Genomic DNA, 26,692 nt, shown 5'->3' with positions numbered 1-26,692 from the left:
AGCGCGCGCCACGCTGACCCTGCCCCAACGGCGAGCCCCCGTGTCCCACTTCGTGCAGGTTCCGAGGGCGTGAGTCGCACGAAGTGGGACACGCCGCATCCGGCCCCGCTCAGGCCCCGCCCGCCAACCTCCACACCCGGTCACGCGAGAACGGCAGCTCGTACCCCCGGCGACCCAGGGCGCGCGAGACCGCGTTGCCGACGGCGGCGCCGACCGGGTTGTAGGGCGATTCGCTCATCGACTTGGCCCCGAACGGCCCCAGGCTGTCGTCGGTCTCGGCGAAGTACACCTCGGTGTCGGGCACGTCGGCGAACTGCGGTACGCGGTACGTGCGGAACACGGGGTTCTGCACGACGCCGTCCTCGAGCATCACCTCTTCGTAGAGGGCGCCGCCCAGGGCCTGGGCGGCGCCGCCCTCGATCTGCCCGCGGCACTGCGCCGGGTTGATGACCACCCCCGCGTCGGCGGTCTGGATCGACTGCAGCACCGCCACCGTGCCCGTCTCGGGGTCGACGGCCACCCGCACGGCGTGCACGTTGAATGCGAGCGAGCGCAGGTCGCCGAACTCCGCGCCGTCGGCCGTGAGGCCCTCGGCGTCGACGTGGTCGGCGGGGGCGGCCGCGATGATCCGCTCCCACGTGATGATTTCGTTCGCGACGCGGACCCCGGATGCCGTGAACTCCACGTCGTCGATCGTCTCGGCCGCGGCGGACTCCCCGCCCGCGAGCTCGGTCGCGAGGGCGATCATGCGGCGGCGGAGCGCCGTGCACGCGCCGTACAGGGCCTTGCCGGCCACGACGGTTCCGGCCGAGGCGAAGGCGCCCGTGTCGTGGCGCACCGCGTCGGTGTCGGCGGCCCACAGCTCGAGGCGCTCGGGAGCGGCGTCGAGCACGGTCGCGGCGATCTGGCGGTGCACCGTGGAGGTGCCGTTGCCGAACTCGGCGGTACCGACGCGCAGCAGGTAGGTGCCGTCGGGCCGTAGCGTCGCCGTCGTGTGGGCGATGTGCCCGCGCGGGGCCATCGTCGCGATCATCGCGGCGGCCATGCCCTCGCCGACGACCCAGCCCGCGGGGGCCTCGACGCCGTTGCCTCGACGCAGGGCGTCCTGCGCGAGGTCGAGACACTGGTCGAGGCCGTAACTGCCCCAGATCAGGTCTTCCTCGTACTTCTCGTCGTCGTCGGGGTGCAGCGGGTCGCCCTCCTTCACCGCGTTGATGCGGCGCAGGTCGAACGGGTCGATGTCGAGCCGCTCCGCGAGCGCGTCGAGCGCCGACTCGACGGCGAAGACCACCTGCCCGAGGCCGTACCCGCGGAACGCCCCCGACGGCGGGTTGTTCGTGTACACGGCCTCGGCGTCGATCCACTTCACCGGAACGCGGTACAGCGTCGTCGACTCGGCGCACGAGTGGAACAGCACGCCGATCGCGTGGTTGCCGTACGCGCCGGTGTCGCTCAGCACGTCGAGCTTCATCGCGGTGAGTGTGCCCCCGGCATCCGCCCCCAAGCTCACGCGTACGCGCATCGGATGCCGGAGGGACGCCCGCACGAACTGGTCGGTGCGCGAGAACTCGTACGCGACGGGCCGGCCGAGTCTCAGCACGGCGAGGGCCGTGAGGTCTTCGGTGAACAGCTCCTGCTTACCGCCGAAACCGCCGCCGACACGGGTGGCGTAGACGCGCACGCGGTGCGGCTCGAGGCCGAAGATGTGCGCGAGTTCGTTGCGGGCGAGGAAAGGCACCTGGGTCGACGAGCGCACGACGAGGCGCCCCTCGTCGTCGAGCCATCCGACCGAGCCGTGCGTCTCGAGCGCGGCGTGCGTGACGCGCGACGAGCTCCATTCGCCGGTCACGGTCGTGTGGCTCGCGGCGAGGGCGGCATCGATGTCGCCGCCGTGCCCGGTGTGGAAGCCCGCGACGACATTGCGTTCGGCCGCCATCACGCGCTCCGCGGGCGTGCGGTCGGGGTGCAGCAGCGGGGCGCCGGGGCTCCGCGCCTCGTCGGGGTCGAAGACGGCGGGCAAGACGTCGTAGTCGATGCGGACGGCCCGGCATCCGGCATCCGCTGCTTCCGCCGTCTCGGCGACGACCGCGACGACGCGCTGGCCGACGTGGCGCACGACGTCGTCGAGCATGCGGGTGTCGTCGGGATCGTCGGCGCGGTGCTCGTGGCGCCCGGTGGAGTAGCGCACGTCGGGGACGTCGGCGTGGGTGAACACGGCGACGACGCCGGGTACGGCGAGGGCGGCGGCGGTGTCGATGGAACGCACGCGCGCGTGGGCGTGGGGCGAGGTGACGACGCGCAGGATCAGCGGCGGGCCGCCCGGCACGGGCTCGTCGAACGTGAAGGGCTCGCGGCCCTGCACGATCCGACGCGCCGCTTCGGGGACGACCGAGGTGCCGATGCGTCCCGCTGCCGCGGCGTCGACCCCCGCCTCGGCGTGGGCGTCACGCGGCGAGGTCGCGCCGTGTCCCGCGCACGATCCGGCACCGGTCGCCGGGGCGCACGACTCCTGCACATGCGGCTGCCCCAGCGATCCCGGCACGGTCGGCGACGGTACCGCCGGAGTCGTGCACGTCGACCGCGGCGCACGCGTCTCGGCGACCCCACCCGTCTCGCGCACGGGACCCAGCACCGACGCCCGGATCGCTTCGCGGATCGAACGGTACCCCGTGCACCGGCACAGGTTGCCCTTCATCCGGCGGTCGAGGTCGGGGAGGTCGTCGGGGGTGAGCGTGGATGCCGTGACACTCATCCCCGGAGTGCAGAACCCGCACTGGAACCCGAAGCCGGCGGCCAGGGCCTCCTGCACCGGGTGGAGGTCGTCGCCGGGGGCGAGGCCCGCCGCCGTCGTGATCGACCGGCCCTCCAACCGCACGGCCGGCACGATGCACGAGTGCGTGGGCGCGCCGTCGAGCAGCACCGAACAGGCGCCGCAGTCACCCGCGTCGCAGCCCTTCTTCACCTCGACGTGGCCCGTCTCGCGCAGCAGCGTGCGCGCGCTCTGCCCCGGGCGGGGATCGGCCTCGACCGTCGCCCCGTTGACCTCGAATCTCACGCGCGGCCCCTCCGTCGAGCGATCGAAACCGTGACGGTCGCGCGACGCGCGGGCAACGCCCGGGCCCTCACGCGGCACCCGCCTGCAGATCCCGCGACAACGCCGTCCGCAGGCGCTCGGCGAGCACGACGCTGACCCCGCGCCGCCAGTCGGCGCTGCCGAGCGGGTCGGTGTAGAAATCGGGGGCGGAGGCCACGGCATCCCGCAGCTCTCCGGCGCCGGGCAGGCGGCCGAAGCGCAGCACGCGCGGTCGACGCACCGCGGCGGTCACGACGAACACGGCCGCCCCGTCGGGGTCGACGCGGGCCGTGACGACGGCGCCCGAGCGCCCGAGCTCGGCCAAGGCGATCTTCTGCAGCCCGACCCGCGAGCGCAGCGCGTGCGCGGGAATGTCGAGGGCGCGCACGACCTCGCCCGGTGCGAGCGAGGTGGCGGCATTGTCGATGACGAGATCGGCCACGGCGATCACGCGCTCGCCGCCGTCGGGCGTCCACACCAGGGCCGTGGCATCCAGGGTCGAGAGCAGGGCGATCATGGCCCCCGCCGCGAACGCCTGGCACACGTTGCCGCCGACGGTCGCGGTGTTCCAGATCTTGAACGAGGCGAGAAGCGCGTCGGCGGCCGGGCGGGCGAGGGCGAGCGAGGTCCAGTCGAGCGGCGCTTCGTGCTCGGCCCACGCGAGCAAGCGCGCGATCGTGCAGGTCGCGCCGATGCGCAGGCCCTCGGCGGTGATCTCGAGGTCGGGCCAGTCGAGGGTCGTGAGGTCGACGAAGCCGGTGGTGCCGGGCTGCGGCTCACTCATGATCCAGGTGCCGCCCGCGATGACGGCCTCGCCGGGGGCGAGGGCGAGGTCGGCGCGCGTGCGGGCGGGGCGGTACGAGGTGACGGTGGTGATGTCCATTTCAGCCCGCCAGGATCCGGCCCGACCAACGGCCGTCGTCGAGCGTGTAATGCTGCCGGACGCTCTGGCCGACTGGGTCGCCGCGCCAGAACGTGAGGGTGAGGGGACGCAGGCGGAATCCCACCCAGCGCGCGGGCGGCTCGAGCTGGGGGTGCGCCTCGTCGAACTCGGCCCAGAGGTGTCGGCGGGCGTCCGCGGGGAGGTGGGCGTTCTCGCGCGTGTTCACCCAGGCCAGCAGCTGCAGGTACCGCGAGCGCTGGGCGTACACCGTGGCGGCCTCGGCGGGCGTCACGCGCTCGACGATCCCGCGCACGACGAGCTGCCGACCGAGCTCGGGCCACGCGACCGCCATCGCGGCGACGGGGTTCGCGCCGATCTCGGCGACCTTCGCGCTGGCGGCGTCGGTGTGGAACGTCAGCCCCGCGGCATCCCGGTCGCTGATGAGCACGTGCCGCAGCGACGGGAGGCCGTCGAGGCCGAGGGTCGAGAGGGCGGCGAGCGGACGCAGCTCGCTGTCGTGGGGAGGAAGCCACTGCACCATCAACGCGAGCGGATCCTCGACGAGCGCGTCGGTGTCGTCGACGTCGAAACCGAACGTGGTGCCGGCCGTGATCATGGGTCCTCCGGGAGGCTGCGGGTATCGCCGAGCGTAGGCATCGCGCATTTCGGCGATGTTGCCGCCATGAACATTCGTGGAAACACGCGCTCCGTACACTCCCCGCCATGACCTCGCTGCCCCTCATCGACGCGTGTCCCAAGCGCATGGAGTACGGCCCTTGCGGCGGTGTCGGCTTCGACGGTTCGTGCGAGATCGACGCGGATCACCGCTGCGCGTTCCTGCACCGCCCGACCGTCCCCTGGACCGGCATCGACCGATCGACGGTGCCCGCTCCCGCCCCGCGCACCGCCGGAGCCCTCGCGACGCTGGACGCTCTCGGCACGCGGCCGTGGGTCGTGGCCGATCTTCCCGCGCGCGCTGTGAGCGTGGCATCCATCGACGCGTGCGCCGCCGTCCTCGCCGGAGAAGTGGATGCCGTCCTCGCCGGCGACGCGGGGAGCGCCCGCGTGCAGTTCCCACCCGCGTACCGCGCGTCGCTGGTGCAGCGCCGGGGGCTGCGCGTCTGGACCGGGCTGAACATGCGCGACCGCAACCGCGTCGCGATCGAGGGGGAGCTGGCGGCGCTGGCCGTCGAAGGCGTGGCCGGGGTGCACTGCGTCACCGGCGACCACACCGCGACCGGGCATCGACCCGATGCCGCGCCCGTGTTCGACCTCGACTCGACCGAGGCGACGGCCCTCGCGCGTGCCGCCGGGCACGTGGTGTCGGTCGCCGCGTCTCCGGCCGCGCCGCCCGTCGAGCGCCGGGCCGCCCGGCTGCGCGAGAAGCTCCGGGCGGGCGCCGACGTGTGCTTCGTGAACCACGCCGGTGGCGCGGCGCCCGTGCGCCGGTTCGTCGACGAGGTCGCCGCCGAGGCGATGTACATCCCGTGCGTGCCGGTGGTGGTCGATCACGAGTCCGCCGCGCTGCTGGAGTCGTTCACCACGCTCGTGCTGCCCGAGGACTTCCTCTCACGGGTGCGAGAAGCCCACGACCCGCGGGCCGAGGGCATCGCCCTGGCCGTGGCGCTCGCCGAGGAGATGCTGGCGCTCCCCGGCGTCGTGGGGGTCAACCTCTCGGGCGGTCGCGAGGGTGCCGAGGAGTCGTTCGCCGAGGCGATGGCCGAGGTGGCCCGGCGGCTGCGCTGACGCGCTCGTTCGCCGGCGGCACGTCGCCGCCGCGCGCCGCGGGCGACACCTCGCCGCCGAGCGCGCTTCGTCGCCGCCCCGCTCCCGGGCGACACCTCTCTGTTGAGTGTCCAGAACACGCCGCGCCGACGCGCTGCGATGCGGCGTGTTTCGGACACTCAACGCCTGGGGGCGGGGGCGCGGAGCGGACGCGCGGTCCGGGGCACTTCCCTGTCGAGTGTGCCGGCGCGGCCGCGTCGCCGTGCCGAGCGCATTGCCCCGGCGACACCTCGCTGTTGAGTGTCCAGGACACGCCGCGCCGACGCGCTGCGATGCGGCGTGTTCCGGACATTCAACAGGGGGGAGACGCGGGGGAGACGCAGGGGAGGCGCGGGAGAGGCGCGGGGGAGGGACTACGCCGCGAGCGACAGCAACCAGGCGTAGAGCGCCATCGACGCGCCGTAGACGACGATCAGGATGCCGAACCCGAGGAGTTGCGCGCGCCAGCCCGGCTTCGGCTTCAGCCACCAGGCGAACATCTTGAACACCCGGGGCATCACGAACCAGCCGAGAAGTTGCGTGCTGACGAAGTTGCCGACGAACAGCGACAGCCAGAACGGGATGGCGTGGGGTCCGTCGAAGAGCGGGGTGCTGACGAAGTAGCCCCACCCGAACACGATCGGATACAGCGCCGCCAGCACGAGGAGGTTGTTCTTCATCACCGATTCGCGCGCGGTCTCGCCCTTGGGCGTCCAGAAGTCGAAGCCGAAGCTCGACGTGGCGACAGCGAGGTCGGCGTTGAACCGCTCGCCCTCGCGCAGCAGACGTTTCCGCTCGGGCGAGTCGATCCAGACCGCGAGGTTCTCGGCCGAGTCGAACGTGAGGATGACGACCCACTCGTCTTGGACGCCCGGCACGGGGCGCTGGATGCGGTGCCCTCGAAAGCCCCGGAACTGCGCCTCGGTGTCGGAGATGCGTTTCTGCCACGCCAGGTAATCCTGCTCGAGCGCCGCGTGAACGGTGGACGAGATGAGCACCGAGACCTCGTCGCCGTGCGTCGGGTCCTCCCGGAACAGCGTCACTTCCTCGTCGAGCACCTGCACGTCGGCGATCTGGGCGTAGAGCGAACGCCGAGCGGGGCCGTCGAGCCAGGCGCGCGCCGAGGCGGCATCGGTGAAGCGCTGCACGAGCGTCCAGTCGCCTCGCGCGTCGGTCGGCGTGATCACGGTGCTGCCGAGGTACCCGGGCGTGCCCGTGAGGGACCGACCCGACTGCTCGACCCATCCCTCGAAGGCTTCGACGTCGTGCGCCGCGACCTTCCGGTGGGTCACGAGAGTGACGGCGGTGTCGTCGGCGCCCGACACCTCCCCGGCGACCGGTCGGCCGTCGATGACGGCGAGGCGCTCCACCCCTAGCTCTTCTTGTAGCGGCGCATGCCGGAGACCCAGGTCTCGTCGACGTTGCGGTCGTCGCCGACCATCATCACCGCGAACAGTGCGTGCGCGGCCTGTTCCATCGTGGTCGGGCCCTCGTCGCCGAAGAACAGCGACTGGTGCCACGGCATCGCGGACGGACCGGCGCTCCAGTCGAGCGCCACGAAGTCCGCGGACTTCCCGACTTCGAAGTTGCCGACCTGGTCGTCGATGTACAGACCCTCGGCGCCGCCGAGGGTGACCGACCAGAACGCGCGGTAGGGCGAGAGCTTGCTGCGCTCGGCCGCGGCCAGATCCTGGGTGATGCGGTTCGTCGTGCCGTCGAGCAACGTGTTGCCCAGCATCCCGACCTTGTAGGCCTCGTCGAGCACCTGGATCATGCTGAACCGGTTTCCGCCACCCATGTCGGTGCCGAACGACATCTTGACGCGCTTGTCGGGGTCGGTCGCTTTCGCCAGGCGGAAGATGCCGCTGCCGAGGAAAAGGTTCGAGCACGGGCAGAAAACCACCGCGCCGCCGCTGTCGGAAAGACGCCCGAATTCGTTATCGGAAAGCCAGACCGCGTGCCCTCCCGAGAATTTCGGGCCGACCAGATCGTATTTCTCATAGACGCCGAGATAGTCCGTGCAGTCCGGGTGCGCCAGAAGAAGGTTGGAGATCTCCAAGGGGTTCTCCGAGATGTGGGTGTTCACCCAGAGGTCGGGGTGCTCCTGCTTCAGCCGCTGGCATGCCTTCAGCAGGTCCTTGCTCGCGCCGAGGGCGAACCGCGGGGTGATCGCATAGCGGTTACGGCCCACGCCGTGGTACTTGGCGATCATCGCCTTGCTGTCGTCGTAGAACTCCTCGGGCGTGCTCGTCGAGCCCTCCGGTGCGAACTGGTCGATACCGGTGACGCCGCTGATCACCAGCATGTCGCGCCGGGCGGCGGCCTCGAAGAACTCCTCGACCGCGACGGTGGAGGTCGTCGTGAACGCCTGCACCGTCGTCGTCCCGCCCGCGAGCATATTGTCGAGGAAGCGATCCGATCCGGCGCGCGCGTACTCGCGGTCGCTGTAGCGCGCCTCCTCGGGGAAGACGGTGTCGAGGAGCCACGGCAGGAGCTGCTGCCCGAAGGCACCGAGCGCCCGCGTCTGCGGAACGTGCACGTGGCCGTCGATGAAACCGGGCGTGATGATGCGCCCGCTGATCTCGGTGATGTCGAGACCGGGGTACTGGGGCGAGATGTCGTCGAAAGGTCCGAAGGCGACGATCAGGCCGTCGTCGACCACGAGCAGGCCGTCACGGAGGAATCGCGCCGATTCCTCTTCTCTGCCCACGTGCTTCCACGGGTCGTCGATGAAATCGAAAAACGTGCCGCGGATTCCAGAACTGACGATGATCGCGCCTTTCAGAGAGGGCTGTTCAACGTCCGCGCCTCGGCATCTATACCATCGGCGGGCCTTTATCGGACGACTGACGACATAGTGGCACAAAACAGTTTTGGTCCGAGGAAATTATCTGCGAACAGTCCGAGGCGGGTTATTCGGAGCCGGAAGGCCCTTTCCCATGCCCGCCTCATCGGCGTACCCGCGCGGCTCAGTGCATGACCATTCCGCCGGTGACGTTGATGGCCTGTCCCGTCAGGTAGCTGCCGGACGGCGACGCGAGGAAGTGCGTCACTCCCGCGACGTCCTCCGGAATGCCGAGTCGTCCCAACGGAGACTTCGCGCTCCACGCGGCGACGTCGGCCTCGGAGCGGGTGTCGGCGCCCATGTCGGTGAGCACGTATCCGGGGCACACGGCGTTGACGGTGACGCCGTGGCATCCCCATTCCTGCGCTCCGGCACGCGTGAGGGCCACGACCGCGGCCTTCGACGCCGCGTAGTGCCCCTCGCCGCCGCCGCCCTGCTTGGCCGCCATGCTGGCGATGTTCACGATCGCGCCGCTGCGGGCCTCGAGCATCGTGGGCGCGACCGCCTGCATGGTGACGAGGGTCGCGCGGGCGTTGATGTCGAGCACGCGATCCCAGTCGTCGACGGTGATGTCGAGCAGCGACGCGTGCTGGAAGACTCCCGCGCAATTGACCAGCACGTCGACGCCGCCGAGGGTCGCGACCGCTTCGCTCACCGCTCGCCGGGTGTCGAGCGGGTCCCGCAGGTCGACGGCGAAGAAGTTGGATGCCGCGCCCTCGGCCGGAGCGCGTCGATCGAGCACGACGACCGTGGCGCCGTCGGCGGCGAACCGGGCGACGATGGCGGCACCGATGCCGCCGGAGCCGCCGGTGACGATGACGCGGTAGGACATGGCACTCCTTCTGGCGAGGTTCGGGTCGCCCTCGGGCGTCACCGTACGCGGAGCGTCGTACGCCGTGACGTCGGGGCTGTTTCGGCGGCGTAACGCTCTCGCCGACCCGCGTCGGCGGTCGTCATCTCACGTGAGCCGTGCCCAGACCGCCGCCGCGTCGACCTCCAGCCGCGCGTCGGTTCCGCGCGTGCGCCACGCATCGCGGTCGAAGACGAACACGCGCTCCACCTCGAGCACGTACAGGCGCTTGTCGGGTACCGCCAGCACCGCGGCGGCGTCGTCGTCGGTTCCGGCATCCCTCGGCAACCGCTCGGCCAGCACGGCGCTGATCGCCGAGGCGTCGGCATCCACCTCGCTCGCTCGGAACGACAGCTGCACACCGTCGGCGTCGGCGATCGCGGCCGACGAGTCGTACACGACCCCGGATGCCACCCCCGACGCCGAGATCGCGCGGGCGTGCCGTGAGGCGCGGCCGGACTCCACGTACATGCCGCGCGCGAGCAGACGGTACTGCGCGGCGGCGGTCCACGGCCCGTCGGCATCGGCCGTGCCGATCACGACGTAGCGCTGCGCGGCGAGGATCGAGGCGGCGCGCTCTTCGGGCACGGTCATGTCGCCATCGTGCGCGTGGCGCGCGACGTCGGTGTTTCGGCCCCGTAACGCTCTGGCGAACCCGCCCTCGCCGCGCGATCGCGCCCCGTACTCTCGCTCTCGCCCGCATCCCCTCTCGTGAGTGTCCAAGACACGCCGCATCCCGCCGCACCGGCGCGGCGTGTCCTGGACACTCGACCTGCCTGGAGACCCCGTGACCGACACCGTGCACCCGGCCATCACCGATCCCGACGTGCGCGCACACCTGGCCCGCCTCGCCGCGAGCGCGGGCACGATCCCCTCGGGAGCGACCGATGCCGACGGCGACGACGCCGCGCGCATCGCCGAGTTGCGCGCCAACCCGTCGTGGGTGCGGCTGCCCGACGACGAGGTCGTCGAGTCGATCGACACGGATGCCGACGGCCTCGCGCTCCGCCTCTACCGACCCCGCACCGGCCACCGGGGCACCCTCGTCTTCGCTCACGGCGGCGGCTGGGTCGCCGGCAACCTCGACAACAACGACGCCCTCTGCCGCGCACTCGCCGCGGCGACCGGCACCCAGGTGCTGAGCGTGGACTACCGACTGGCGCCCGAGCACCCTTTCCCGGCCGGTCTCGACGACCTCGACCGCGCCCTGCGCTTCGCCGCCGAGGGCGCGGGCGGTCTGGTCGCCCCCGACCTTCTCGGCGTCGCCGGGCACAGCGCCGGGGGCAACCTCGCCGCGGCTCTGGCGCTGCGTTCGCGTGAGGGCCGGGCTCCCGGCATCCGGTGCCAGGTGCTGCTGTGCCCCGTGCTCGACGCGCCCGATCCCGACCGCCCGAGCTATCGCGCGCACACCGAGAACCTGCCGCTGACCTCGCGCGGCATGCAGTGGTACTGGGGACTGTACGTGCAGGATGCCCCGGCCCCGACCCCGGCCCCGGCCCCGGCCCCGGCCCCGGCCCCGGCCCCGACCCCGGCCCCGGCCCCGGCCCCGGCCCCGGCCCCGGCCCCGGCGCCGCAGCCCGGCCCGGCGGCAGCGGTGCCCGGGGCAGTCGCCGCGACGACCATGTTCGCGGTCCCGGTCGAGGCCGCGCCGCTGCGCGCCCCCGACCTCACCGGCTCCGCGCCGGCGGTGATCGTCGCGGCGGGCGTCGACCCGCTGTCCGACGAGGCGGAGGAGTACGCGGGCGAGCTGTCGGCATCCGGAGTCCCCGTCGAGTTCCTCCGCCGCGAGGGGGTGCCGCACCTCTTCCTGGTGTTCCCGTCGACGCCCGCGCGCGACGAGGTGCTCGCCGCCATCGCCCCCGCCGTGCGCCGCGCCTTCGCCTGACGCGCGTCCCTCTCGCCCGCCCCCCCCGCCGCCCTTCCCGGCGTTGAGTGGCCACAACACGCCGCACGAGCCCGCCCCCACACGGCGTGTCCTGGACACTCAACGGGGCCGCGCGGCTCGGCGCGGCGCGCACACAACCCGCTACCCGCTCGGAACACCGCGGAAACACGCCATTGTTACCGTCATCAACATGTCGCTTCTGGTCATCAACGCACGGCTCATCACGGTTCCCGCGGGCACCGACGACCCCGGTTACATCGAGCGGGGCTTCCTGCTCGTCACCGACGGCCGCATCGCGGCGATCGGCGCCGGCGACCCCGATCCGGGCGTCACCGCCGACGAGATCCTCGATGTCGACGGCAAGTTCGTCGCTCCCGGGTTCGTCTCGTCGCACAGCCACCTCTTCACGAGCGGCTCGCGCGGACTCGGCGTCGACCAGACGCTCTACGGCTGGTGCACCTCGATGTTCAGCGTGCTGAACAACGCCTCACCCGACCAGATCTACTGGGCGACCCTGCACGGCTCGCTCGACTTCCTCGCGAACGGCGTCACCACGGCGTACAACTTCACCGACCCGCTCCTGCCGTGGGAGCCGATGGTCGAGGGCAAGCGCAGCGACGGCGGCGGACTGCTCCGTGACCAGTCCTGGCACACGCGACAGGCCGATGGATGCCACGACGCCGGCCTCCGCTTCGTCGACTCGATCGCGTTGGATGCCACCGTCGGCACCGACGACGAGATCTTCGCGCGCTTCGACGCCTCGCTCGACCATGTGCTCGCGATGGACCCCGACCTCGCCCTCGGCGCCTCGATCATGGGCCAGGTGCAGTGGTCGACGCGTCCCGACGCCGCCGAGATCGAGGTCGCGGTCATGGACCGCTTCGGCGTGACCAACCAGGCGCACTTCCTCGAGACCTACGAGGCGATCGAGCACCAGCAGACCAAGTTCCAGCTGTACAAGAACGCCGGTGCTCTTCGCCCGGGCATGATGTTCGGCCACTTCATCCAGACCACGCCCGAGATCATCCAGGATGCCGCGGCCGGCGGCGCCAGCATGTCGTGGCAGCCGGCATCCAACGGGCGTCTGGCGTCGGGCATCGCGCACGTGCCCGAGATGCTCGATCTCGGCATGAAGGTCGGCATGGGTCTCGACGACCAGGCCTGCACCGACGTCGCCGACCCCTGGCAGAACATGCGCATGGGGATGTTCATGCAGCGCGCCCGCACCCACGATCCGCTGTCGATGATGCCCGAGCGCGTGCTGCGCCTGCACACCCTCGGGGGAGCCGAGATCATGGGCGTCGACGACCGCGTCGGCAGCCTCGAGGTGGGCAAGTTCGCCGACTTCGTCGTGGTCGACCCGCGCACCCCCGACATCGGACCGCTCTGGAACCCCGTGCGCGGCTACGTGCTCGCCTGCGGGCTGCGCAACCTGCAGCAGGTCTACGTCGGCGGAAAGCTCGTCAACGACCGCGGCGTCTCGACCAACCCGCTCGCCGCCGAGGCATCCCGCGTGCTGCACGAGGAGCTGCCCGCGCTGGCCGACGAGTTCGGCGTCATCCTGTAGCCCCACGGCGCGGCATCCCCCGTCCCCGTCCCCCGTCCCCCCCCCCCCAAAAAAATCCCCCTGTTGAGTGTCCAAGACACGCCGCGCCCCGCCCGCCGGGGGCGGCGTGTCCTGGACACTCAACGTCTTTCGAGGCGCGGCGGGCGCGCATGAACACGCTGAGCGTCCACGACACGCCGTACGGCCGCCCCGCCATCGTCCGGGTTTCGGCTCACTGCTTCGGCAGGCGGCGGTCGCACCCTCGCGCTCGCGAGGCGGCCGTGCCAGCGTGGGGATATGCAGAGGATCATCGCGGGGCTCGACGTCCACACGTCCCACGCCGACATCGCCGGACGCGACGTGCTGCTCTGGCATCACGGTTCGCCGCAGACGGGGGCGATCCTCCCCCCGGTGCAGCGCGCGGCCGACACCCGGGGTCTCGCGGTCGTCTCGATCGCCCGTCCCGCCTACGCCGGTTCGCCGCGGATGCCCGGACGCACGGTCGCCGACGTCGCTGCGGGCACCCGGCCGGTGCTCGACGAGTTGGGCGTGGCATCCGTCGTCTCGGTCGGAGCCTCGGGTGGCGGACCGCACGCCCTCGCGTGCGCCGCGGCGATGCCCGACCGTGTCCGCGCGGTGATCACGTTCGCCTCGCCCGCGCCGTTCACCGGCGACGACGACTGGTTCGCCGCAATGCAGGCGCCCGGCGGCCTGCGCGCCGCGCTGAAGGGCGAGGCCGCCCGGCGCCGCTTCGCCGAGACCGATCAGTTCGATCCGGCTCAGTTCGTGGATGCCGACTTCGCGGCGCTCGAGCATGAGTGGGCCTCACTCGGAGCCGACGCCGGAGCGGCCGAGGAGTTCGGACCCGACGGTCTGATCGACGACGACCTCGCTTTCACCCGGCACTGGGGTTTCGAGCTCGCGGAGGTCACGGCATCCGTCCTCCTCGTCCAGGGCGAACGCGACCGCGTGATCCCTCCCGCCCACGCGCGGATGCTGGCGGTCGCTCTCCCGCACGCGAGGCTCGACCTGCGTCCCGACGACGGTCACGTCTCGGTTCTCCGTCACCTCGGCGCGGCACTCACCCGTTGAGCGTCCAGAACACGCCGCTCGCGAGCGGTCGGGGGCGGCGTGTCATGGACACTCAACGGGGGTGGGAGTCGCGCGTCAGGGCGTCGGGTCAGACCGCCCCACCCGCAGCACCGCCTCGCCCACCGCGGCGATCCCCGCGGCCAGCGCCAGCGACACCGCGATCGTGACGAGGGCTGCGGCCGGGCCCGTGGCATCCAGGGCAGCTCCGGCGATCACACCGCCGATCGGCACACCGAGCGACATCGCGGCGGTCGGGTAGGCGAGGGTTTCGGTGACGCGTCCTTCGGGGGCGCGGGCCGAGGCGACGAGGATCCCCGACACCATCACCGGCGACACCGCCAGCCCGAGCAGCAGGATGACCCCGAACAGCACCGGCACGGACCCCTGCGCGAACGGGAGGCCGACGGCGACCAGGGCCGCCAGCGCCGCGAAGCCGATGTAGCGCGCGGCGGGCGAGAGACGCCACGTGCGCGCGCCGGTGACGACCGAGCCGATCGCGATCGCCACGGCCAGGGCGCTGAACGCCGGTCCGGCCAGCCACGGGCGCCCACCCACCTCGGCCCAGCCGACCAGGCCCACGTCGAACGCGCCGAACACGCCGCCGAGGGCGACACAGGCCAGAGCGATGGGAATCACCCCGGCGGGAGGCAGCACCATACCGCGCCGCTCGGTCCGCGGAGTCGACGCGGGTTGCGTGCCGCGCTGCGAGGCGAGCCACACGCCGCCGATCAGCCCGAGTCCGAGCGAGCCCAGCACCGCGACGGCCGGATCGAGGGCCGCGGCGACCGCCGTGATGGCGGGGGGACCGGCGATGAACACCATCTGGTCGGCGATCGTCTCGAGGGCCAGCGCGGCCGTCCGCTGCGACGGCGGGGCCAGCACCGTCCACCGCGCCCGCACGGCCGAGGTGAGATCCGGGGTCGCCGCCCCCGTCACGAACGCCGCGATCAGCCACGTCCAGAACGGTGACCCCGTCAGCACGAGGGCGAGGAATGCGGATGCCGCGAGCACGAGGCATCCGAGAGACACCAGGATCACGCGCGACTGCCCGTGCCGATCCATGCGCGACGACCACAGCGGGGCCGCGATCGCCATGCCGACCACGAGCGGTGCCACCACGAGCCCGGCCGAGGCGAAGCTGCCGGTCGCGGCCGAGACGAGGAGGATGATGCCGAGCGACAGTGTCGCCCGCGGGAAGCGCGCGAGGATCCCGGCGGCGACGAACGTCCGCGCCCCGGGCAGGCGCAGCACCTGGCCGTAGGCCCGGACGCCCTGGCCGGTTTCGGCGGCGACGCTCATGCGCGTCCCTCGGGCCGCGCACGACTCCTGCAGCCCGCCAGCTCGCCCGCGCGAAGCGAACGCATCCGCCCGTCGTGCAGGAGTCGTGCGCGCCTCGCCCGCATCACGCGGTGTAGTCGAAGCGGCTGATCTCCTCGAGCGCTTCGACGACGAACGACACGCTCTCCTCGAACATCCGCGCGCCGGCCTCGGCGTTCGCGCCGGTCGGGTCGCCGAGCACGCCGGTGGGACCGAAGTCGTTCGACAGCCAGCCGAAGGTCACCGGCTTGGAGTTGAAGCCGATGTGGCGGAACTCGCCGATGTGCGCGGGCACGGTGGCGTGGAATTCGGCCGGGTCGACCAGCTCGGGCCGCAGGTGCATGATCATGCTCGTCTCGCCGTAGCCGGCGTGGATGCCGGTGCCGTGCTCGTCGGGGGTGCCGTCGGTGCCGTCGAACGAGGGCACGCGGGCGGCGGGCATGAAGAAGGTGCGCAGGCCGAAGCGGCGACGCAGCTCACGGTTGGCCACGTTCAACAGGGCGACGTTGCCGCCGTGCCCGTTGAGGAAGACGACCGTGCGGGCGCGGGTGGTGAGGATCGAGCGACCGATGTCGACGACCGTCTGCATCATCGTCTCGGGCGTCAGCCAGAGCGTGCCCGGCGCCCACGAGTGCTCGTCGGACTTCGTGATCGACAGGGTCGGCAGCTGCCAGACGTCGAGGCCCTGGGCGGCGGCCCGGGCGACGGCCGCCGTGGCCGAGGCCTCGGCGACGATGGCATCGGTCGCGAGCGGAAGGTGCGGACCGTGGTGCTCGATGGCGCCGGTGGGCAGCACGAGGATCGAGTCCTCGGTGAGGGCGGCCGCGGCGGCGGGGCCGCTGAGCTCGGCGAGAAGGCGGGTCATGAGATGATCGCTCCCTTTCGGGGTCCGCCGTAGGCGGGGTCGAGCTTGCCGGGGTTCAGCAGGCCGTTCGGGTCGGTGAGGCGGGCGGTGGCGGCGGTCTGCTCGACGTTGAAGTCGACGTTCCACTGGTGCGGGTTGTGCACGCCCACCCCGATCGCGTTGAGGTCGGCGATGCCGCGGTACACGTCGTCCTCGCTGACGTAGGGAGCGGCGAGCATGCCGATGGGGTACTCCTTGGTCGATTCGATGTGCAGCTTCCCGCCCGGGAACACGGCCTCGACGGCGTCGACGTCGTCGGCCAGGGGAGCGCCCGCGACCTCGAGGTGGAACACCTCGTGCGGCTGGCTCTTCTGGTACCACTCGATGGGGTGGTTGTAGCTCAGCATCGACAGGCGGATGCTGGCCTGCGGTCCCTCGCGCACGGCTTCGACGCGGCCGCCGGCGCCCTCGATGATCGCGGTGACGGTCTCGATGAGCGAGGCGTCGATGATGGCCCGCAGGCTCGACCGGCCCTCGGGGATGGCCTCGTCGGCGGGGAGGGAGGCCGAGATCTCGGGTCCGTCGCCCGACACCAGGCGCGGTGAGGGGTCGAGGTTGCCGATCGTCTGCAGCACCGCCAGCGTGCCGGCGTAGTCGGGGAAGCTCGCCCAGAGCCCTCGCCACTCGCGCAGCGGCTCGAGGCGCACGGTCGCGCGCACGATGACGCCGGCGGTGCCGTAGTTGTGCACGTACTTCTGAGCCTCGTCGCCCTCGAAGTGGTGGATCTCGGCGCTGCCGTCGGCGTGCACGACGTCGAGGGCGGCCACGAAACCGCGGTCGTTCGAGCCGTGCGCGATCGAGCCGGTGCCGCCGGAGCCGCCCGAGAGGAACCCGCCGATGGTGGACTGCGCCGTCGAGGGGTACATCCACAGGGCTTGGCCCGCGGCCCACGCGGCCTGTTCGAGCAGCACCATCGGGGTGCCGGCCTCGGCCGTGATGTAGCCGTCGCCGACCTCGACGATGGCCTTGGCGCGGGTGGTGTCGATGACCAGGCCGCCCTGCATCGGAATGCCCTGGCCGTAGTTGCCGGTGCCCTTGCCGCGCACGGTCACGGGAACGCCGTGGCGCGAGGCCGCGGCGACGGCGGTGGCGATCTGCTCCGCGTCGGCGGCGAAGACGACCAGGTCGGCGAGGCCGAGGGGGAGCTTGGCGGCGATGATCGGCGACATCGGCGAGCCGTCGATGCTCGCGCGCTCGCGCACGCGCGGTTCGGTGCTGACGGCGGCGGGACCGAGCAGGTCGAGCAGCTCGTCCTCGAGGGAGAGGACGCGGGTGGCGGTGTCGCTCATGGGTGTGTCTCCGGGTGGAACGGGCGGAAGGGATGCCGGGGGCGTGGGGGAGGAAGTGGTCGGGGTCCCGTTGCCGAGCTCGGGGACCGGGGCGACCCGACCGAACGGCCCGGCCCGCGCGAAGCGGACCGGGCCGGGGCGGTCAGAACGAGATCGAGGTGTCGATGAACTCGTTCGTGTACAGGTCCTCCGCGGTCTCGCCCGCGGCGGGCGGGGTGCCGAGGTCGGAGTAGACCTTGCTGGCCTTGGTGTAGAAGTCCGCGAAGCGGGTGTCGTCGAAGTTGCCGTAGGTGGAGTCGGGGCCGTTGCCCACCAGGCCCAGGTCGACCTGGGTCTTGACGGAGTAGTCGGCGACGCCCTGCGTGTAGGTCCAGCCGGTGGCGTACTCGTCGACGAGCTTCAGCACGAGGTCGTTCGCCGCCGAGGGGTCCTTGTAGTACTCGACGCCGGCTTTCTGCAGCACGGGGACGAGCTTCGACAGGCACGGGGACAGCTCGTCGAACTTGTCGGACTTCACCGACACCGACGACTGGTACGTCTGCCATCCGGCGTCGTGGATGAGGGCGAAGTCGACCGGCTTGCCCCAGGCCGAGACCTCGTTCTGGTAGACGTAGGGCTCGGCCGAAGCGAAGCCCTGCTGCATGTCCTTGCCGCCGGCGGCGACGAAGTTCGAGGGCGTCCCGTCGTACGAGCCGTCGAGGATCGAGGCGTCGGCCAGGCCGGCGCTCTTGAGGTACTCGATGTAGGCCGAGCCGTCGAAGTAGCGCCACACGCCGCCGTTCGACGACAGCGCGCCCTTGACGTCGTCGATCGTCTTGACGTCCGGGTAGGTGGCGGGGTCCCACATGACCATGGTGGGGCTGATGTCGAGGGGAGCGAAGACGGCCTTGGTGGGCGTGGTGGCCGACAGCTGGATCGCCTCGTCGGTGCTGATGTAGCCGAGGGTGATCTTGTCGTCCTGGTACATCTGGGCCGAGACCGTCTGAAAGCCGATCGCGGGACCGCCGGCGCGGATCTCGAGGTTGACGCCGGTGTACTCGCCGTCCGACATCAGCGGGCCGGTGACGGCCTTGGTATTGGCGTCGATCGTGTAGTCGTCCTTGATCATCTCGTAGAGGTGACCGTGCTCGGCTTCGGGGTTCCAGTCGGTCTGCACGACGACGGTCGCGGGGCAGTCGGCCGAGAGGTCGACGGCGCCGATGGGCATGTCGGTGGCGGGGGCGGCCTGCTCCCCGGCGCTACCGGCGCAGGAGGTGAGGGTGAGGGCGATCGCGAAGGCGCCGGTGACGGCGGTGCCGCGAAGAAGGGTGGAGCGCTGCATGCTGGTTCGCTTTCTGTGACGGGTGGAGCTCTCGGGTGCGGGTGTTCGGGTGCGGGTTTTCGGGTACGCCGGATGCCGCTCCCCACCCGTTGCGGAGTGGGGAGCCGTGGCATCCGGAATGCGGGGAGTCGGTCAGAGCGTGCTGTCGTACCAGCGGCCGACGGCCGCCTTCGAGAGCCAGCCGAAGAAGACGAAGAGTGCGACTCCGAGCAGGCACGCGGCGAGGATGGCGGCGAACAGCTCGGCGCTCTGCAGACGCGACTGGTAGTTGGCGATGAGCGAGCCGATACCGGGCTCGCCGCGTCGGAAGAAGTAGTCGCCGACGATCGCGCCGACGACCGACAGGCCGGCCGAGGTGCGCATTCCGACGAACATCGAGGGGAGCGCGGCCGGGAGGGTGAGCTTGGTGAGCACCGTCCACTTGTTGGCCTTCTGCAGGCGGAACAGCTCGCGCTGGGACTTGTCGACCGACTGCAGGCCGAACAGCGTGTTCGAGACCATGGGGAACAGGGCGATCAGCACGCAGACGATGACGCGGGCGAGGAATTCGTAGCCGAACCAGAATCCGACCAGCGGCACGAGCGCGAGGATCGGGATGCACTGCAGCATCACGGCGTAGGCGTAGGTGGAGCGCTCGACCCAGCGGGCGAGCGACATCGCGATCGCCCAGCCGATGCCGAGGACCATGGCGACGATCAGTCCGGTGAGGGCGACGCCGGTCGTTCGGAAGAGCGCGATCCAGATGTCGGCGCCCACCTGCGGGTCGAAGAAGCCGAGGGTGAACATCTCGTGGGGCATGGGCATGAGGAAGCCCTTGCCCGAGGCGCTGAGCCCGATCGAGATGGCGTACCAGACGCCGAGCAGCACCACCAGCACCGCGAACGGCGGCGCGATGACGGCGAGGCGAGCCCCGAACCCGCGACGGGCGCCGGTCGCGCGCGGGCGCGGTGGCGTGGGCGGGGGAGTGGATGCCGTGGGCGCGGGCGACTCGACGGCGACCGGCTCTGCAGAAGTGGTGCTCATGAGTGTCCTTCCCGAAGGGCGTGGGAGACCTCGCCGACGAGCTTCGCGTACTCCGCGGTGTAGCGGATCTCGGGGTCGCGCGGCATGTCGAAGGGGATCTCGAAGGTGTCGACGAGGTGTCCGGGTCGCCCCGACATCACGACGACCTTGGTGGAGAGGTAGATGGCCTCGGAGACCGAGTGGGTGATGAAGAGACCGCCGAACTTCTGTGCGACGAAGATCTTGATGAGCTCGTCGTTCAGGCGTTCGCGGGTGATCTCGTCGAGTGCGCCGAACGGCTCGTCGAACAGGAACAGTTCGGGGTCGAGGGTCAGGGAGCGCGCGAGCGAGGTGCGCATCTTCATACCCCCCGACATCTGCTTCGGCAGGTGCTTCTCGAAGCCGTTCAGGCCGACGAGGTCGATGGCCCACTTGGCCTTCGGCACGCGCACGCGCTTGGGCTGCCAGTTGAGCTCGGCGAGCAGTTCGACGTTCGACTGCACGTCGCGCCAGGGCAGCAGGGTCGCGTCCTGGAAGACGTAGCCGATGCGGTCGGTGTTGACGGTCGCGGTGCCTTCGCTGGCCGTTTCGAGGCCCGAGGCGATGCGCAGCAGAGTCGACTTGCCGCAGCCCGAGGGGCCGACGACGCTGACGAACTCACCGGGATGGACGGTGAGGTCGACGCCGGAGAGGGCGGTCGTGCCGTTGGGGAATGTCAGGGCGACGTTGCGAAAGTCCAGGATCGGCGCGGTGGGATCCGCGACGGATGCCGGGGCGGGAGAGGCCAAGGTCACGGGGGCGCTCACTTTCCGTTGGGGGCGGGTTACGACGCCGTCGCGGGTGCGGCGGAGCGGGTTCGGACGGGCAGGGCGACGGATGCCGCGGTCTCGGTCGAGACGGTGGTGCGGCTGACGAGTCGGCCGCGGTGGAGGACGACGCGGTCGGCCGACGCGAAGGCGACGGCGTCGCCGAGCGAGTCGGCACGCACGGCGACGAGGTCGGCGCGGGCGCCCGGCACGGGACCGGCGACGGGCAGGCCCATCACGTCGCGGGCACCGGTCGTGACGGCGTCCATCGCCGCCTCGGGTGCCAGGTGACCGGCCGAGACGAGCAGCGAGGCGGTCTCGAGGTGGTCGCAGCGGCCCACGGGGTTGAAGGGGTCGCGCACGTTGTCGGCACCGGCCGCGACGCGCACGCCGGCGGCGCGGAGGCGGCCGAGGGGCGCGATCCCGCGGGGCACCGCGTGCGCGGCATCCCATCCCTGCAGGTACAGGTTGGTGATGGGCAGGGCGATCACGCCGATGTCGGCGGCGCGGATCTCGTCGGCGAGCAGAGCGAGATCGGCGGCGGGCATCATGCTCAGGCGGACGCAGTGACCGGCCGTGCGGGGGCGGTGCCACCCGGTGACGGCGCGGGCGTACGCGGCGAGGGTGTCGGCTCCGGCGAGGCTCTCGTCGGTGTGCAGGTCGAGGCCCACGTCGCGGCGACGCGCGAGGGCGATGAGGCGCTCGAGGTCGGCGAGGGGGTCGTCGGCGAGGTGCGGCGCTCCGCCGACGAGGTCGACGCCCGCGTCGAGCGCGGCGTCGAAGACCGCGTCGGGCACGGTGGGGCCGCCGAGGGCGACGAGCTCGATGTCCATGAGGCCCTCGAGCTCGTCGCGCAGGCGCACCAGGGCCCGCACGCCGATGAGGGGGTCGGAGCCGTGCAGCAGATCGACGTGGGTGCGGATCGACGTGATCCCGGATGCCAGCATCCGCAGCGCCGTCGACCGGGCCCGACCGAGCGTCTCGTCTTCGTCGAGGGTGACGGCGAAGGCCTGCCAGCTCTCGATGGCACGCACGAGGTCGCCGAACGGGGGCTGGATGGCGTCCCACGACTGCGACTTGTCGAGGTGGGCGTGCGGCTCGGCGCCCGCCGCGGTGACGAGGTACCCGGTGAGGTCGAGCGTCTCGCCGTCGGTGTCGGGGAGGGGGCTTCCGGCCGGCACGACCGCAAGCACCTCGTCGCCGTCGAGCGCGATGTCGACGACGGCGCCCGAGGTCAGGCGCACGCCGCGCAGCGCGGCGATCGAGACGGGTGGAACGGCAGACACGGGGTCCTCCGGGGAGTCGGGCAGACAGACGTCGAGACAGGGGCCACGGCATCGGGGCGGGCCACCGGGAGTGGCCGGCCAGTGTTGGTGTGACCAACATCCGGCGATGTTCCGATGCTAGGAACCGCGCGTTTCCGCTGTATTTCCTGGGCGTGACCCTCGTGACAAACCTTGCGCGCAGCCGTGTCGGCGCGGCGAACGCCCGTCCTGCTCCTACAGCTCCAGCGTGATCCGCCCGCACGCCGCCCGTGACACGCACACCATCATCGACCGGTTGGCATCCTGTTCCTCCGGCGAGAGGACGGAGTCACGATGCTCCACCTCGCCGTCGACGACGGCGACCTCGCAGGTGCCGCACGTGCCCACCCGACAGCTCGACGGGACGACCGCGCCGTGCTCCTCCACCACGTCGAGGATCGATCGCTCCGGGGGCACGGTCACGGTGAGGCCCGACATCATCAGGTCGACCTCGAACGGCTCGGCCCACACCGGCGGGCCGAGCACTTTCGCCTCGAACCGCTCGACGTGCAGGCTCCCGCGCGGCCACCCCGCCATCGCGGCATCCAGGGACTCCAGAAGGCGCGCGGGTCCGCACGAGTAGACGACGGTGCGTGAGACGGGGGTGCCGAAGTACTCCGCGAGGTCGAGCCGGCGTCCCTCGTCGGCGGCGTACACCTCGACGCGGTCACCGTACTGCGCGACCAACTCGTCGACGAAGGCCATCGTGCGCCGCGACCGGCCGGCGTACAGCAGCGTCCAGGACGCCCCGGCGGTCTCGGCTGCCTCGATCATCGGGACGATCGGGGTGATGCCGATGCCCCCGGCGACGAACACGTACGCGCGGCCGGCGGTGGGGGCGAACAAGAAGTGGTTGGCGGGACCGCGCACGCGAAGCGGTGCACCGACGTGCGCGTTCTCGTGCAGCCACACCGAGCCCTCGCGTTCGCGGAGCACCCCGATGCGCCACGTGCCCCGCTCGGTCGGCGACCCGCAGAGCGAATACTGCCGCTCGACACCGTCGGGCAGCACGACGTCGATGTGCGCGCCGGGCGACCAGTGCGGCAGCGTGCCACCCGTGCGCTCCAGGTCGAGCACGACCACGCCCTCCGCCGCATCGCGACGGGCGCGGACGACGGCTTCGAAGCTGACGCCTCCGGTCATGACTCTCCTTCTGCGGTGTCGTCGACACCGCCGCCGTGCACGAGTTCCTTCACGATGAGCAACCGATACGGCAGCCCGCCCGGCGAGTGCCACCGGTGCGGGGTCCCCGAGCGGCAGTAGACCGAGTCGCCGACCCACAGGGTGCGCTCGCCGAAGTCGCCGAACGAGATCACCACCGACCCTTCGAGCACGGTGAGGAACTCGTCCTCGTCGTGCACGTAGTGGTCTCCCGGGTCGGGGTTGGCGCCGGTGAACTCGAGGGGTTCGAAGCGTCGGGGGCCCTCCGCGAGCAGACGCGCGGTGCCTTCCGCGTAGGGGCCGATCACGCCCTCGTCGGCGCCGACGAACGAGGGGTGCGCGTCGTGGTCGGGGCGGGGCGGCTCCGAGGCGGCGATGAGTTCGACCCGGCTGGTGCCGAGCGCTCGCGCGAGTCGTTCGAGGCTCGCCATGCTGGGCCGCGCGAGACCGCGTTCGAGCTGGCTGAGGAAGGGATGCGACAGCGTCGCCGCCTCGGCCAGCTGCGTCAGCGTGAGTCCGCGCGCTTTGCGCAGTCCGCGCAGGTGCGCACCGAGCCGTTCGTCGCCGGTGGGGGTTTTCTCGGCGGGGATCGCGGGAGCCATGGTCGTCATCGTCCCACCCTCTCGAACAGCCGGGCGACGACCTCGTCCTCGTCGGCGGTGACCAGTCGGCCGCCGGCGACGACGACACGGCCACCGACGACGACGTCGCGCGGACGCCGGCCGGGTGCGGCCCACAGCAGTCCCGCCACGGCATCCGCGACTCCGGCGTCGGCGACCCCCGAGACGTCCCAGAGGCACAGGTCGGCCGCGGATCCCGGGGTGAGTCGCCCGAGCTCGGGGCGGCCGAGCCCGTCGGCCGAGCCGGCCGTGGCCATCGCGAGCACGTCCGCGGCGGGCAGCTGCGGCCCGACGAGCGCCGAGACCTGCATCGCCAGTCGGGCGTCGGCGAGCAGATGCCCCGCGTCGTTGCTCCCGCCACCGCTCGTGCCGAGCCCGACGGAGATCCCGGCGTCGAGCAGTCGTCGCACGGGGGCGACGCCCCACCCCATCGGCACGTCGCAGCCGGGTGCGTGGGTGGCGGAGGCCCCGGATGCCGCGATCCGGGCGATCTCGTCGTCCGACACGTCGCACAGGTGGGCGAGGGTCACGTCGGTGTCGAGCCAACCCCACTCCTCGAGAAGGTCGAGCGGGCGGGCACCGTATCGCTCGAGGGCGATGGCGACGTCGACGACCTCGTTCGCCTGCGTGCGGCGGCGCAGACCGTGCACGCGGGCGACCTCGCCGAGCGCGTCGAAGGTCTCACGGGGATCGCTGTGCACTCCGGCTGGGCCCACGGCGACCTGCAGCGCACCATCGGCGCTGATGCCGCCGGGCGCCCCGGGAACGAGGGCGCGCACGATCGCGTCGGCCGAGGCCGCCGCCTCGGCGGGATCGTCGCGCGCGGCACCGCGCACGAACACGAGTCGGGCGCCGAGGTCGCGGGCCGCGGCGGCCGCCGCGCGCGCCATGCCGACGGTGTCGGCGCCCCTCGGCCAGGTCAGGTGGTGGTCGGCGACCGTGGTCACCCCGCTCAGCAGGGCTTCGGCGAGCCCCGCCCGGGCGGCGAGCCCGGTGAGCTCGGGGTCGACGCCGGCGGCGGAGTACGCCGCGGCCATCGCCGGCAACCAGTCGCGCATGGGGATGCCGCGGGTGCCGGGCAGCGTGCGGAACGCCGTCTGCAGGAGGTGGTGGTGCGCGTTGACCAGCCCGGCGGTCACGACGCACCCGGTGGCGTCGATCACGGTCGCCCCCGAAAGATCGGCCGAGGCGACGATCGTGCCGTCGACGCTCACGACGTCGCCGGTGTGCACGCGCCCCGTCCCTTCGACGACGGCGACCGCGCCGCGCACGACGAGCACGCTCATGCGCTCCTCACCGCGCACGATGCGTCGAGGTCCATCCCGTGCAGGCGTGCGCCGCGCCGGTCGCGCAGCGGACGGGCGTCGGCGGCGTTGCGGGATGCCACGATCTCGGCGATCACCGAGAGCGCCGTCTCTTCGGGGGTGACGCCGCCCAGGTCGAGGCCCAGAGGGGAGTGCAGGCGCGCGAGCTCGGCATCCGTGACCCCCGCCGCGCGCAGGAGCTTCGCGCGGCGCGCGACGGTGGCCCGCGCCCCCATCGCGCCCACGAACCCCACGGGCAGACGCAGCGCCGCGCGAAGCGCCGGCACGTCGAGCCGTTCGTCGTGCGTCAGCACGCAGACCGCCGTGCGCGCGTCGGGATCGTCGAGGGTGGCGAGGTAGTCGTGGGGGGCCGCGACGACCAGCTCGGTCGCGTCGGGGAAGCGTTCGCGCGTCACCAGCAGCGCCCAGTCGTCGCACACGGTCACCGCGAATCCGGCGGCGGCCCCCAGTCGGCAGAGCGCCGCGGCGTGCTCACCCGCGCCCAGCACGATGAGCCGGGGCGGTGCCGGGCGGTGCAGCACGAGGGCCTCGCCGTCGAGGTCGAGGCGCAGGGTCGCCGCGCGGCCGGTGCGCGCGTCGTCGAGGGCGGCGCGCGTGGCGTCCGCGTCGATCCGGTACGCCACGACGTCGACCGCACCCCCGCAGGCGAGCCCCGCGGCGATGGGGGTGACCGTGCCGTCGTCGCCGAAACCGAACCGCGCGCGGCGCACGGTGCCGGTGCGCAGGGCATCGAGCCCGAGCATCACGGCGTCGCTCTCGACGCAGCCTCCCGAGATCGATCCGATCACGCGGGCGTCGCGGGTCACGGCGAGAGTGGCCCCCACCCCGCGCGGTGCGCTGCGCACGACGGCGGTCACGGTGACCGCCGCGACGGGCACTCCCGCGTCGAGCAGGGGCACCAGGTCGGCGGCCAGTTCGAGCATGGACGCGACGGTAGTCGGGGCGTGTTTCGCGCACGCTACGCTGTCGTGACCATGCCCGCCGACCCCCTCGTGCCCCCGTGCGGACTCGTCCTCGCCGCGGGCGCCGGGCGTCGTTTTGGTGGTCCCAAGGCCCTCGCCCGCACCCCCGCCGGCGTCCCCTGGATCGCGATCGCCGTGCGGGCTCTGCGCGCGGGCGGGTGCGGCGACGTCCTCGTCGTCGTGGGCGCGGCCGCCGATGAGGCGGCCCTGCTGGTGCCCGCCGAGGCGACGGTGGTGAGCGTCGCCGACTGGCGGACGGGGGTGGCCACGTCGCTGCGCGCGGGCCTCGAGGCCGCGGCATCCGGACCCGCATCCGCCGTCGTCGTGCTGCCGGTCGACACCCCCGACGTCGTCCCGGCCGCGATCGCCCGCCTCGTCCGGCGGGCGGCTCCCGACGCCCTCGCCCAGGCGGCGTACACCGGCGAGCCGGGGCATCCCGTGCTCATCGGGCGAGCGCACTGGGCGGCCGTGGGGGCGTCGGTGCGGGGCGATGTCGGGGCGCGGCCCTACCTGATCGCTCAGGAGGCGGAGTTCGTCGAATGCGGCGATCTGTGGTCGGGCGCCGACCGCGACGAGCGCTGAGTCACGGTCTGATCACGGCCGCGGGGAATTTTGACGTGCCTCTAGACAAAACCCCCCTCGATGGATAATTTTTCGGAGCCGTCATAATTCGACGGACCAGAGTGCCGGGACGACGACGTACCCGATCCGACGCCGGGGAGGGCGCGGGTGCGGACCACGAG

23 protein-coding genes are annotated in these 26,692 nt (G+C 72.1%); 5 read left to right on the top strand and 18 right to left on the bottom strand.

Translation table 11 applies throughout. From position 1 onward, the window contains the following. Positions 1–109: 109 nt before the first annotated feature. The 3 genes from ASG45_RS00660 to ASG45_RS00650 all read right to left on the bottom strand — a co-directional run bounded on the left by ASG45_RS00660 (position 110) and on the right by ASG45_RS00650 (position 4,572). Complete coding sequence (locus tag ASG45_RS00660; RefSeq protein ID WP_055833097.1) at positions 110–3,055, bottom strand: molybdopterin-dependent oxidoreductase; 2,946 nt, start codon at positions 3,053–3,055, stop codon at positions 110–112. A gap of 67 nt (positions 3,056–3,122) precedes the next feature. Then, complete coding sequence (locus ASG45_RS00655) at positions 3,123–3,956, bottom strand: FAD binding domain-containing protein (protein ID WP_055832026.1); 834 nt, start codon at positions 3,954–3,956, stop codon at positions 3,123–3,125. Position 3,957: 1 nt separating this feature from the next. Beyond that, the gene (locus tag ASG45_RS00650; RefSeq protein WP_055832024.1) at positions 3,958–4,572 is read right to left on the bottom strand and encodes a pyridoxine/pyridoxamine 5'-phosphate oxidase; all 615 of its coding nucleotides are present in this window, start codon (positions 4,570–4,572) and stop codon (positions 3,958–3,960) included. A gap of 107 nt (positions 4,573–4,679) precedes the next feature. Here ASG45_RS00650 and ASG45_RS00645 point away from each other — a divergent pair, with 107 nt between their 5' ends. Next, the gene (locus ASG45_RS00645) at positions 4,680–5,702 is read left to right on the top strand and encodes a methylenetetrahydrofolate reductase C-terminal domain-containing protein (protein ID WP_082516392.1); all 1,023 of its coding nucleotides are present in this window, start codon (positions 4,680–4,682) and stop codon (positions 5,700–5,702) included. A 392-nt stretch (positions 5,703–6,094) separates the two neighbouring features. Here the strand turns inward: ASG45_RS00645 and ASG45_RS00640 are convergent, their stop codons facing one another. The 4 genes from ASG45_RS00640 to ASG45_RS16340 form a co-directional block, all read right to left on the bottom strand. Beyond that, positions 6,095–7,090 (bottom strand): antibiotic biosynthesis monooxygenase, encoded by a 996-nt coding sequence (locus ASG45_RS00640; RefSeq protein WP_055832023.1) that lies wholly within the window; start codon positions 7,088–7,090, stop codon positions 6,095–6,097. A gap of 2 nt (positions 7,091–7,092) precedes the next feature. Next, positions 7,093–8,586: a guanine deaminase gene (gene guaD / locus ASG45_RS00635; RefSeq protein ID WP_200943378.1), complete on the bottom strand. Its 1,494-nt coding sequence runs from the start codon at positions 8,584–8,586 to the stop codon at positions 7,093–7,095. 103 nt (positions 8,587–8,689) lie between these two features. Then, positions 8,690–9,397, bottom strand: coding sequence for an SDR family NAD(P)-dependent oxidoreductase (locus ASG45_RS00630; RefSeq protein ID WP_055832021.1), 708 nt, complete (start codon positions 9,395–9,397; stop codon positions 8,690–8,692). Between the two features lie 126 nt (positions 9,398–9,523). Continuing rightward, entirely contained in the window at positions 9,524–10,009 is a 486-nt protein-coding gene (locus ASG45_RS16340; RefSeq protein ID WP_055832020.1) for a pyridoxamine 5'-phosphate oxidase family protein, read from the bottom strand. Between the two features lie 193 nt (positions 10,010–10,202). Here ASG45_RS16340 and ASG45_RS16680 point away from each other — a divergent pair, with 193 nt between their 5' ends. The 3 genes from ASG45_RS16680 to ASG45_RS00610 all read left to right on the top strand — a co-directional run bounded on the left by ASG45_RS16680 (position 10,203) and on the right by ASG45_RS00610 (position 13,938). Then, positions 10,203–11,300, top strand: a complete 1,098-nt coding sequence (locus ASG45_RS16680) for an alpha/beta hydrolase (protein WP_055832018.1) — start codon at positions 10,203–10,205, stop codon at positions 11,298–11,300. A 190-nt stretch (positions 11,301–11,490) separates the two neighbouring features. Continuing rightward, complete coding sequence (locus ASG45_RS00615; protein WP_055832016.1) at positions 11,491–12,867, top strand: amidohydrolase family protein; 1,377 nt, start codon at positions 11,491–11,493, stop codon at positions 12,865–12,867. Positions 12,868–13,143: 276 nt separating this feature from the next. Continuing rightward, positions 13,144–13,938: an alpha/beta fold hydrolase gene (locus ASG45_RS00610; RefSeq protein ID WP_055832014.1), complete on the top strand. Its 795-nt coding sequence runs from the start codon at positions 13,144–13,146 to the stop codon at positions 13,936–13,938. 75 nt (positions 13,939–14,013) lie between these two features. Here ASG45_RS00610 and ASG45_RS00605 read toward each other — a convergent pair whose 3' ends face one another. The 11 genes from ASG45_RS00605 to ASG45_RS00555 all read right to left on the bottom strand — a co-directional run bounded on the left by ASG45_RS00605 (position 14,014) and on the right by ASG45_RS00555 (position 25,910). Beyond that, a complete protein-coding gene (locus ASG45_RS00605; protein ID WP_055832012.1) occupies positions 14,014–15,237 on the bottom strand; it encodes an MFS transporter in 1,224 nt (407 codons plus the stop codon). 103 nt (positions 15,238–15,340) lie between these two features. After that, complete coding sequence (locus tag ASG45_RS00600; protein ID WP_055832010.1) at positions 15,341–16,120, bottom strand: creatininase family protein; 780 nt, start codon at positions 16,118–16,120, stop codon at positions 15,341–15,343. Next, complete coding sequence (locus tag ASG45_RS00595) at positions 16,117–17,448, bottom strand: FAD-binding oxidoreductase (RefSeq protein WP_055832008.1); 1,332 nt, start codon at positions 17,446–17,448, stop codon at positions 16,117–16,119. Before ASG45_RS00595 ends, ASG45_RS00600 begins: the two co-directional genes overlap by 4 nt. Before the next feature lie 142 nt (positions 17,449–17,590). Continuing rightward, on the bottom strand, positions 17,591–18,769 hold the full coding sequence (locus ASG45_RS00590) for a hypothetical protein (protein WP_055832007.1): 1,179 nt from the start codon (positions 18,767–18,769) through the stop codon (positions 17,591–17,593). Positions 18,770–18,901: 132 nt separating this feature from the next. Next, entirely contained in the window at positions 18,902–19,792 is an 891-nt protein-coding gene (locus ASG45_RS00585) for an ABC transporter permease (protein WP_055832005.1), read from the bottom strand. Further along, on the bottom strand, positions 19,789–20,565 hold the full coding sequence (locus tag ASG45_RS00580; RefSeq protein WP_055832004.1) for an ABC transporter ATP-binding protein: 777 nt from the start codon (positions 20,563–20,565) through the stop codon (positions 19,789–19,791). The genes ASG45_RS00585 and ASG45_RS00580 overlap by 4 nt, the downstream gene beginning before the upstream one ends. Before the next feature lie 29 nt (positions 20,566–20,594). Then, on the bottom strand, positions 20,595–21,863 hold the full coding sequence (locus tag ASG45_RS00575; protein WP_055832001.1) for an amidohydrolase family protein: 1,269 nt from the start codon (positions 21,861–21,863) through the stop codon (positions 20,595–20,597). Between the two features lie 213 nt (positions 21,864–22,076). Then, positions 22,077–23,024 carry a PDR/VanB family oxidoreductase gene (locus ASG45_RS00570; protein WP_055831999.1) on the bottom strand — a complete coding sequence of 316 codons (948 nt, stop codon included), beginning with the start codon at positions 23,022–23,024 and terminating at the stop codon, positions 22,077–22,079. Beyond that, positions 23,021–23,653 (bottom strand): XRE family transcriptional regulator, encoded by a 633-nt coding sequence (locus ASG45_RS00565; protein WP_055831998.1) that lies wholly within the window; start codon positions 23,651–23,653, stop codon positions 23,021–23,023. Before ASG45_RS00565 ends, ASG45_RS00570 begins: the two co-directional genes overlap by 4 nt. After that, on the bottom strand, positions 23,650–24,948 hold the full coding sequence (locus ASG45_RS00560) for an amidohydrolase family protein (RefSeq protein ID WP_082516446.1): 1,299 nt from the start codon (positions 24,946–24,948) through the stop codon (positions 23,650–23,652). Before ASG45_RS00560 ends, ASG45_RS00565 begins: the two co-directional genes overlap by 4 nt. After that, positions 24,945–25,910, bottom strand: a complete 966-nt coding sequence (locus tag ASG45_RS00555; RefSeq protein WP_055831996.1) for an XdhC family protein — start codon at positions 25,908–25,910, stop codon at positions 24,945–24,947. The genes ASG45_RS00560 and ASG45_RS00555 overlap by 4 nt, the downstream gene beginning before the upstream one ends. Before the next feature lie 51 nt (positions 25,911–25,961). Here ASG45_RS00555 and ASG45_RS00550 point away from each other — a divergent pair, with 51 nt between their 5' ends. Continuing rightward, positions 25,962–26,531 carry a nucleotidyltransferase family protein gene (locus ASG45_RS00550; protein WP_055833085.1) on the top strand — a complete coding sequence of 190 codons (570 nt, stop codon included), beginning with the start codon at positions 25,962–25,964 and terminating at the stop codon, positions 26,529–26,531. The last annotated feature ends 161 nt before the right edge of the window (positions 26,532–26,692 follow it).

This window comes from Microbacterium sp. Leaf436 (assembly GCF_001424715.1).
Classification (GTDB): domain Bacteria; phylum Actinomycetota; class Actinomycetes; order Actinomycetales; family Microbacteriaceae; genus Microbacterium.
The sequence above is the reverse complement of the archived record's forward strand: the minus strand, read 5'-3'. Positions and strand labels throughout refer to the sequence as shown.

Coding starts and splice junctions, on each gene's coding strand:
- ASG45_RS00655 (WP_055832026.1), bottom strand. CDS start 3,956: ATGGACATCACCACCGTCACCTCGTACCGCCCCGCCCGCACGCGCGCC.
- ASG45_RS00650 (WP_055832024.1), bottom strand. CDS start 4,572: ATGATCACGGCCGGCACCACGTTCGGTTTCGACGTCGACGACACCGAC.
- ASG45_RS00645 (WP_082516392.1), top strand. CDS start 4,680: ATGACCTCGCTGCCCCTCATCGACGCGTGTCCCAAGCGCATGGAGTAC.
- ASG45_RS00630 (WP_055832021.1), bottom strand. CDS start 9,397: ATGTCCTACCGCGTCATCGTCACCGGCGGCTCCGGCGGCATCGGTGCC.
- ASG45_RS16340 (WP_055832020.1), bottom strand. CDS start 10,009: ATGACCGTGCCCGAAGAGCGCGCCGCCTCGATCCTCGCCGCGCAGCGC.
- ASG45_RS00615 (WP_055832016.1), top strand. CDS start 11,491: ATGTCGCTTCTGGTCATCAACGCACGGCTCATCACGGTTCCCGCGGGC.
- ASG45_RS00610 (WP_055832014.1), top strand. CDS start 13,144: ATGCAGAGGATCATCGCGGGGCTCGACGTCCACACGTCCCACGCCGAC.
- ASG45_RS00605 (WP_055832012.1), bottom strand. CDS start 15,237: ATGAGCGTCGCCGCCGAAACCGGCCAGGGCGTCCGGGCCTACGGCCAG.
- ASG45_RS00600 (WP_055832010.1), bottom strand. CDS start 16,120: ATGACCCGCCTTCTCGCCGAGCTCAGCGGCCCCGCCGCCGCGGCCGCC.
- ASG45_RS00595 (WP_055832008.1), bottom strand. CDS start 17,448: ATGAGCGACACCGCCACCCGCGTCCTCTCCCTCGAGGACGAGCTGCTC.
- ASG45_RS00590 (WP_055832007.1), bottom strand. CDS start 18,769: ATGCAGCGCTCCACCCTTCTTCGCGGCACCGCCGTCACCGGCGCCTTC.
- ASG45_RS00585 (WP_055832005.1), bottom strand. CDS start 19,792: ATGAGCACCACTTCTGCAGAGCCGGTCGCCGTCGAGTCGCCCGCGCCC.
- ASG45_RS00570 (WP_055831999.1), bottom strand. CDS start 23,024: ATGACCGGAGGCGTCAGCTTCGAAGCCGTCGTCCGCGCCCGTCGCGAT.
- ASG45_RS00565 (WP_055831998.1), bottom strand. CDS start 23,653: ATGACGACCATGGCTCCCGCGATCCCCGCCGAGAAAACCCCCACCGGC.
- ASG45_RS00560 (WP_082516446.1), bottom strand. CDS start 24,948: ATGAGCGTGCTCGTCGTGCGCGGCGCGGTCGCCGTCGTCGAAGGGACG.
- ASG45_RS00555 (WP_055831996.1), bottom strand. CDS start 25,910: ATGCTCGAACTGGCCGCCGACCTGGTGCCCCTGCTCGACGCGGGAGTG.
- ASG45_RS00550 (WP_055833085.1), top strand. CDS start 25,962: ATGCCCGCCGACCCCCTCGTGCCCCCGTGCGGACTCGTCCTCGCCGCG.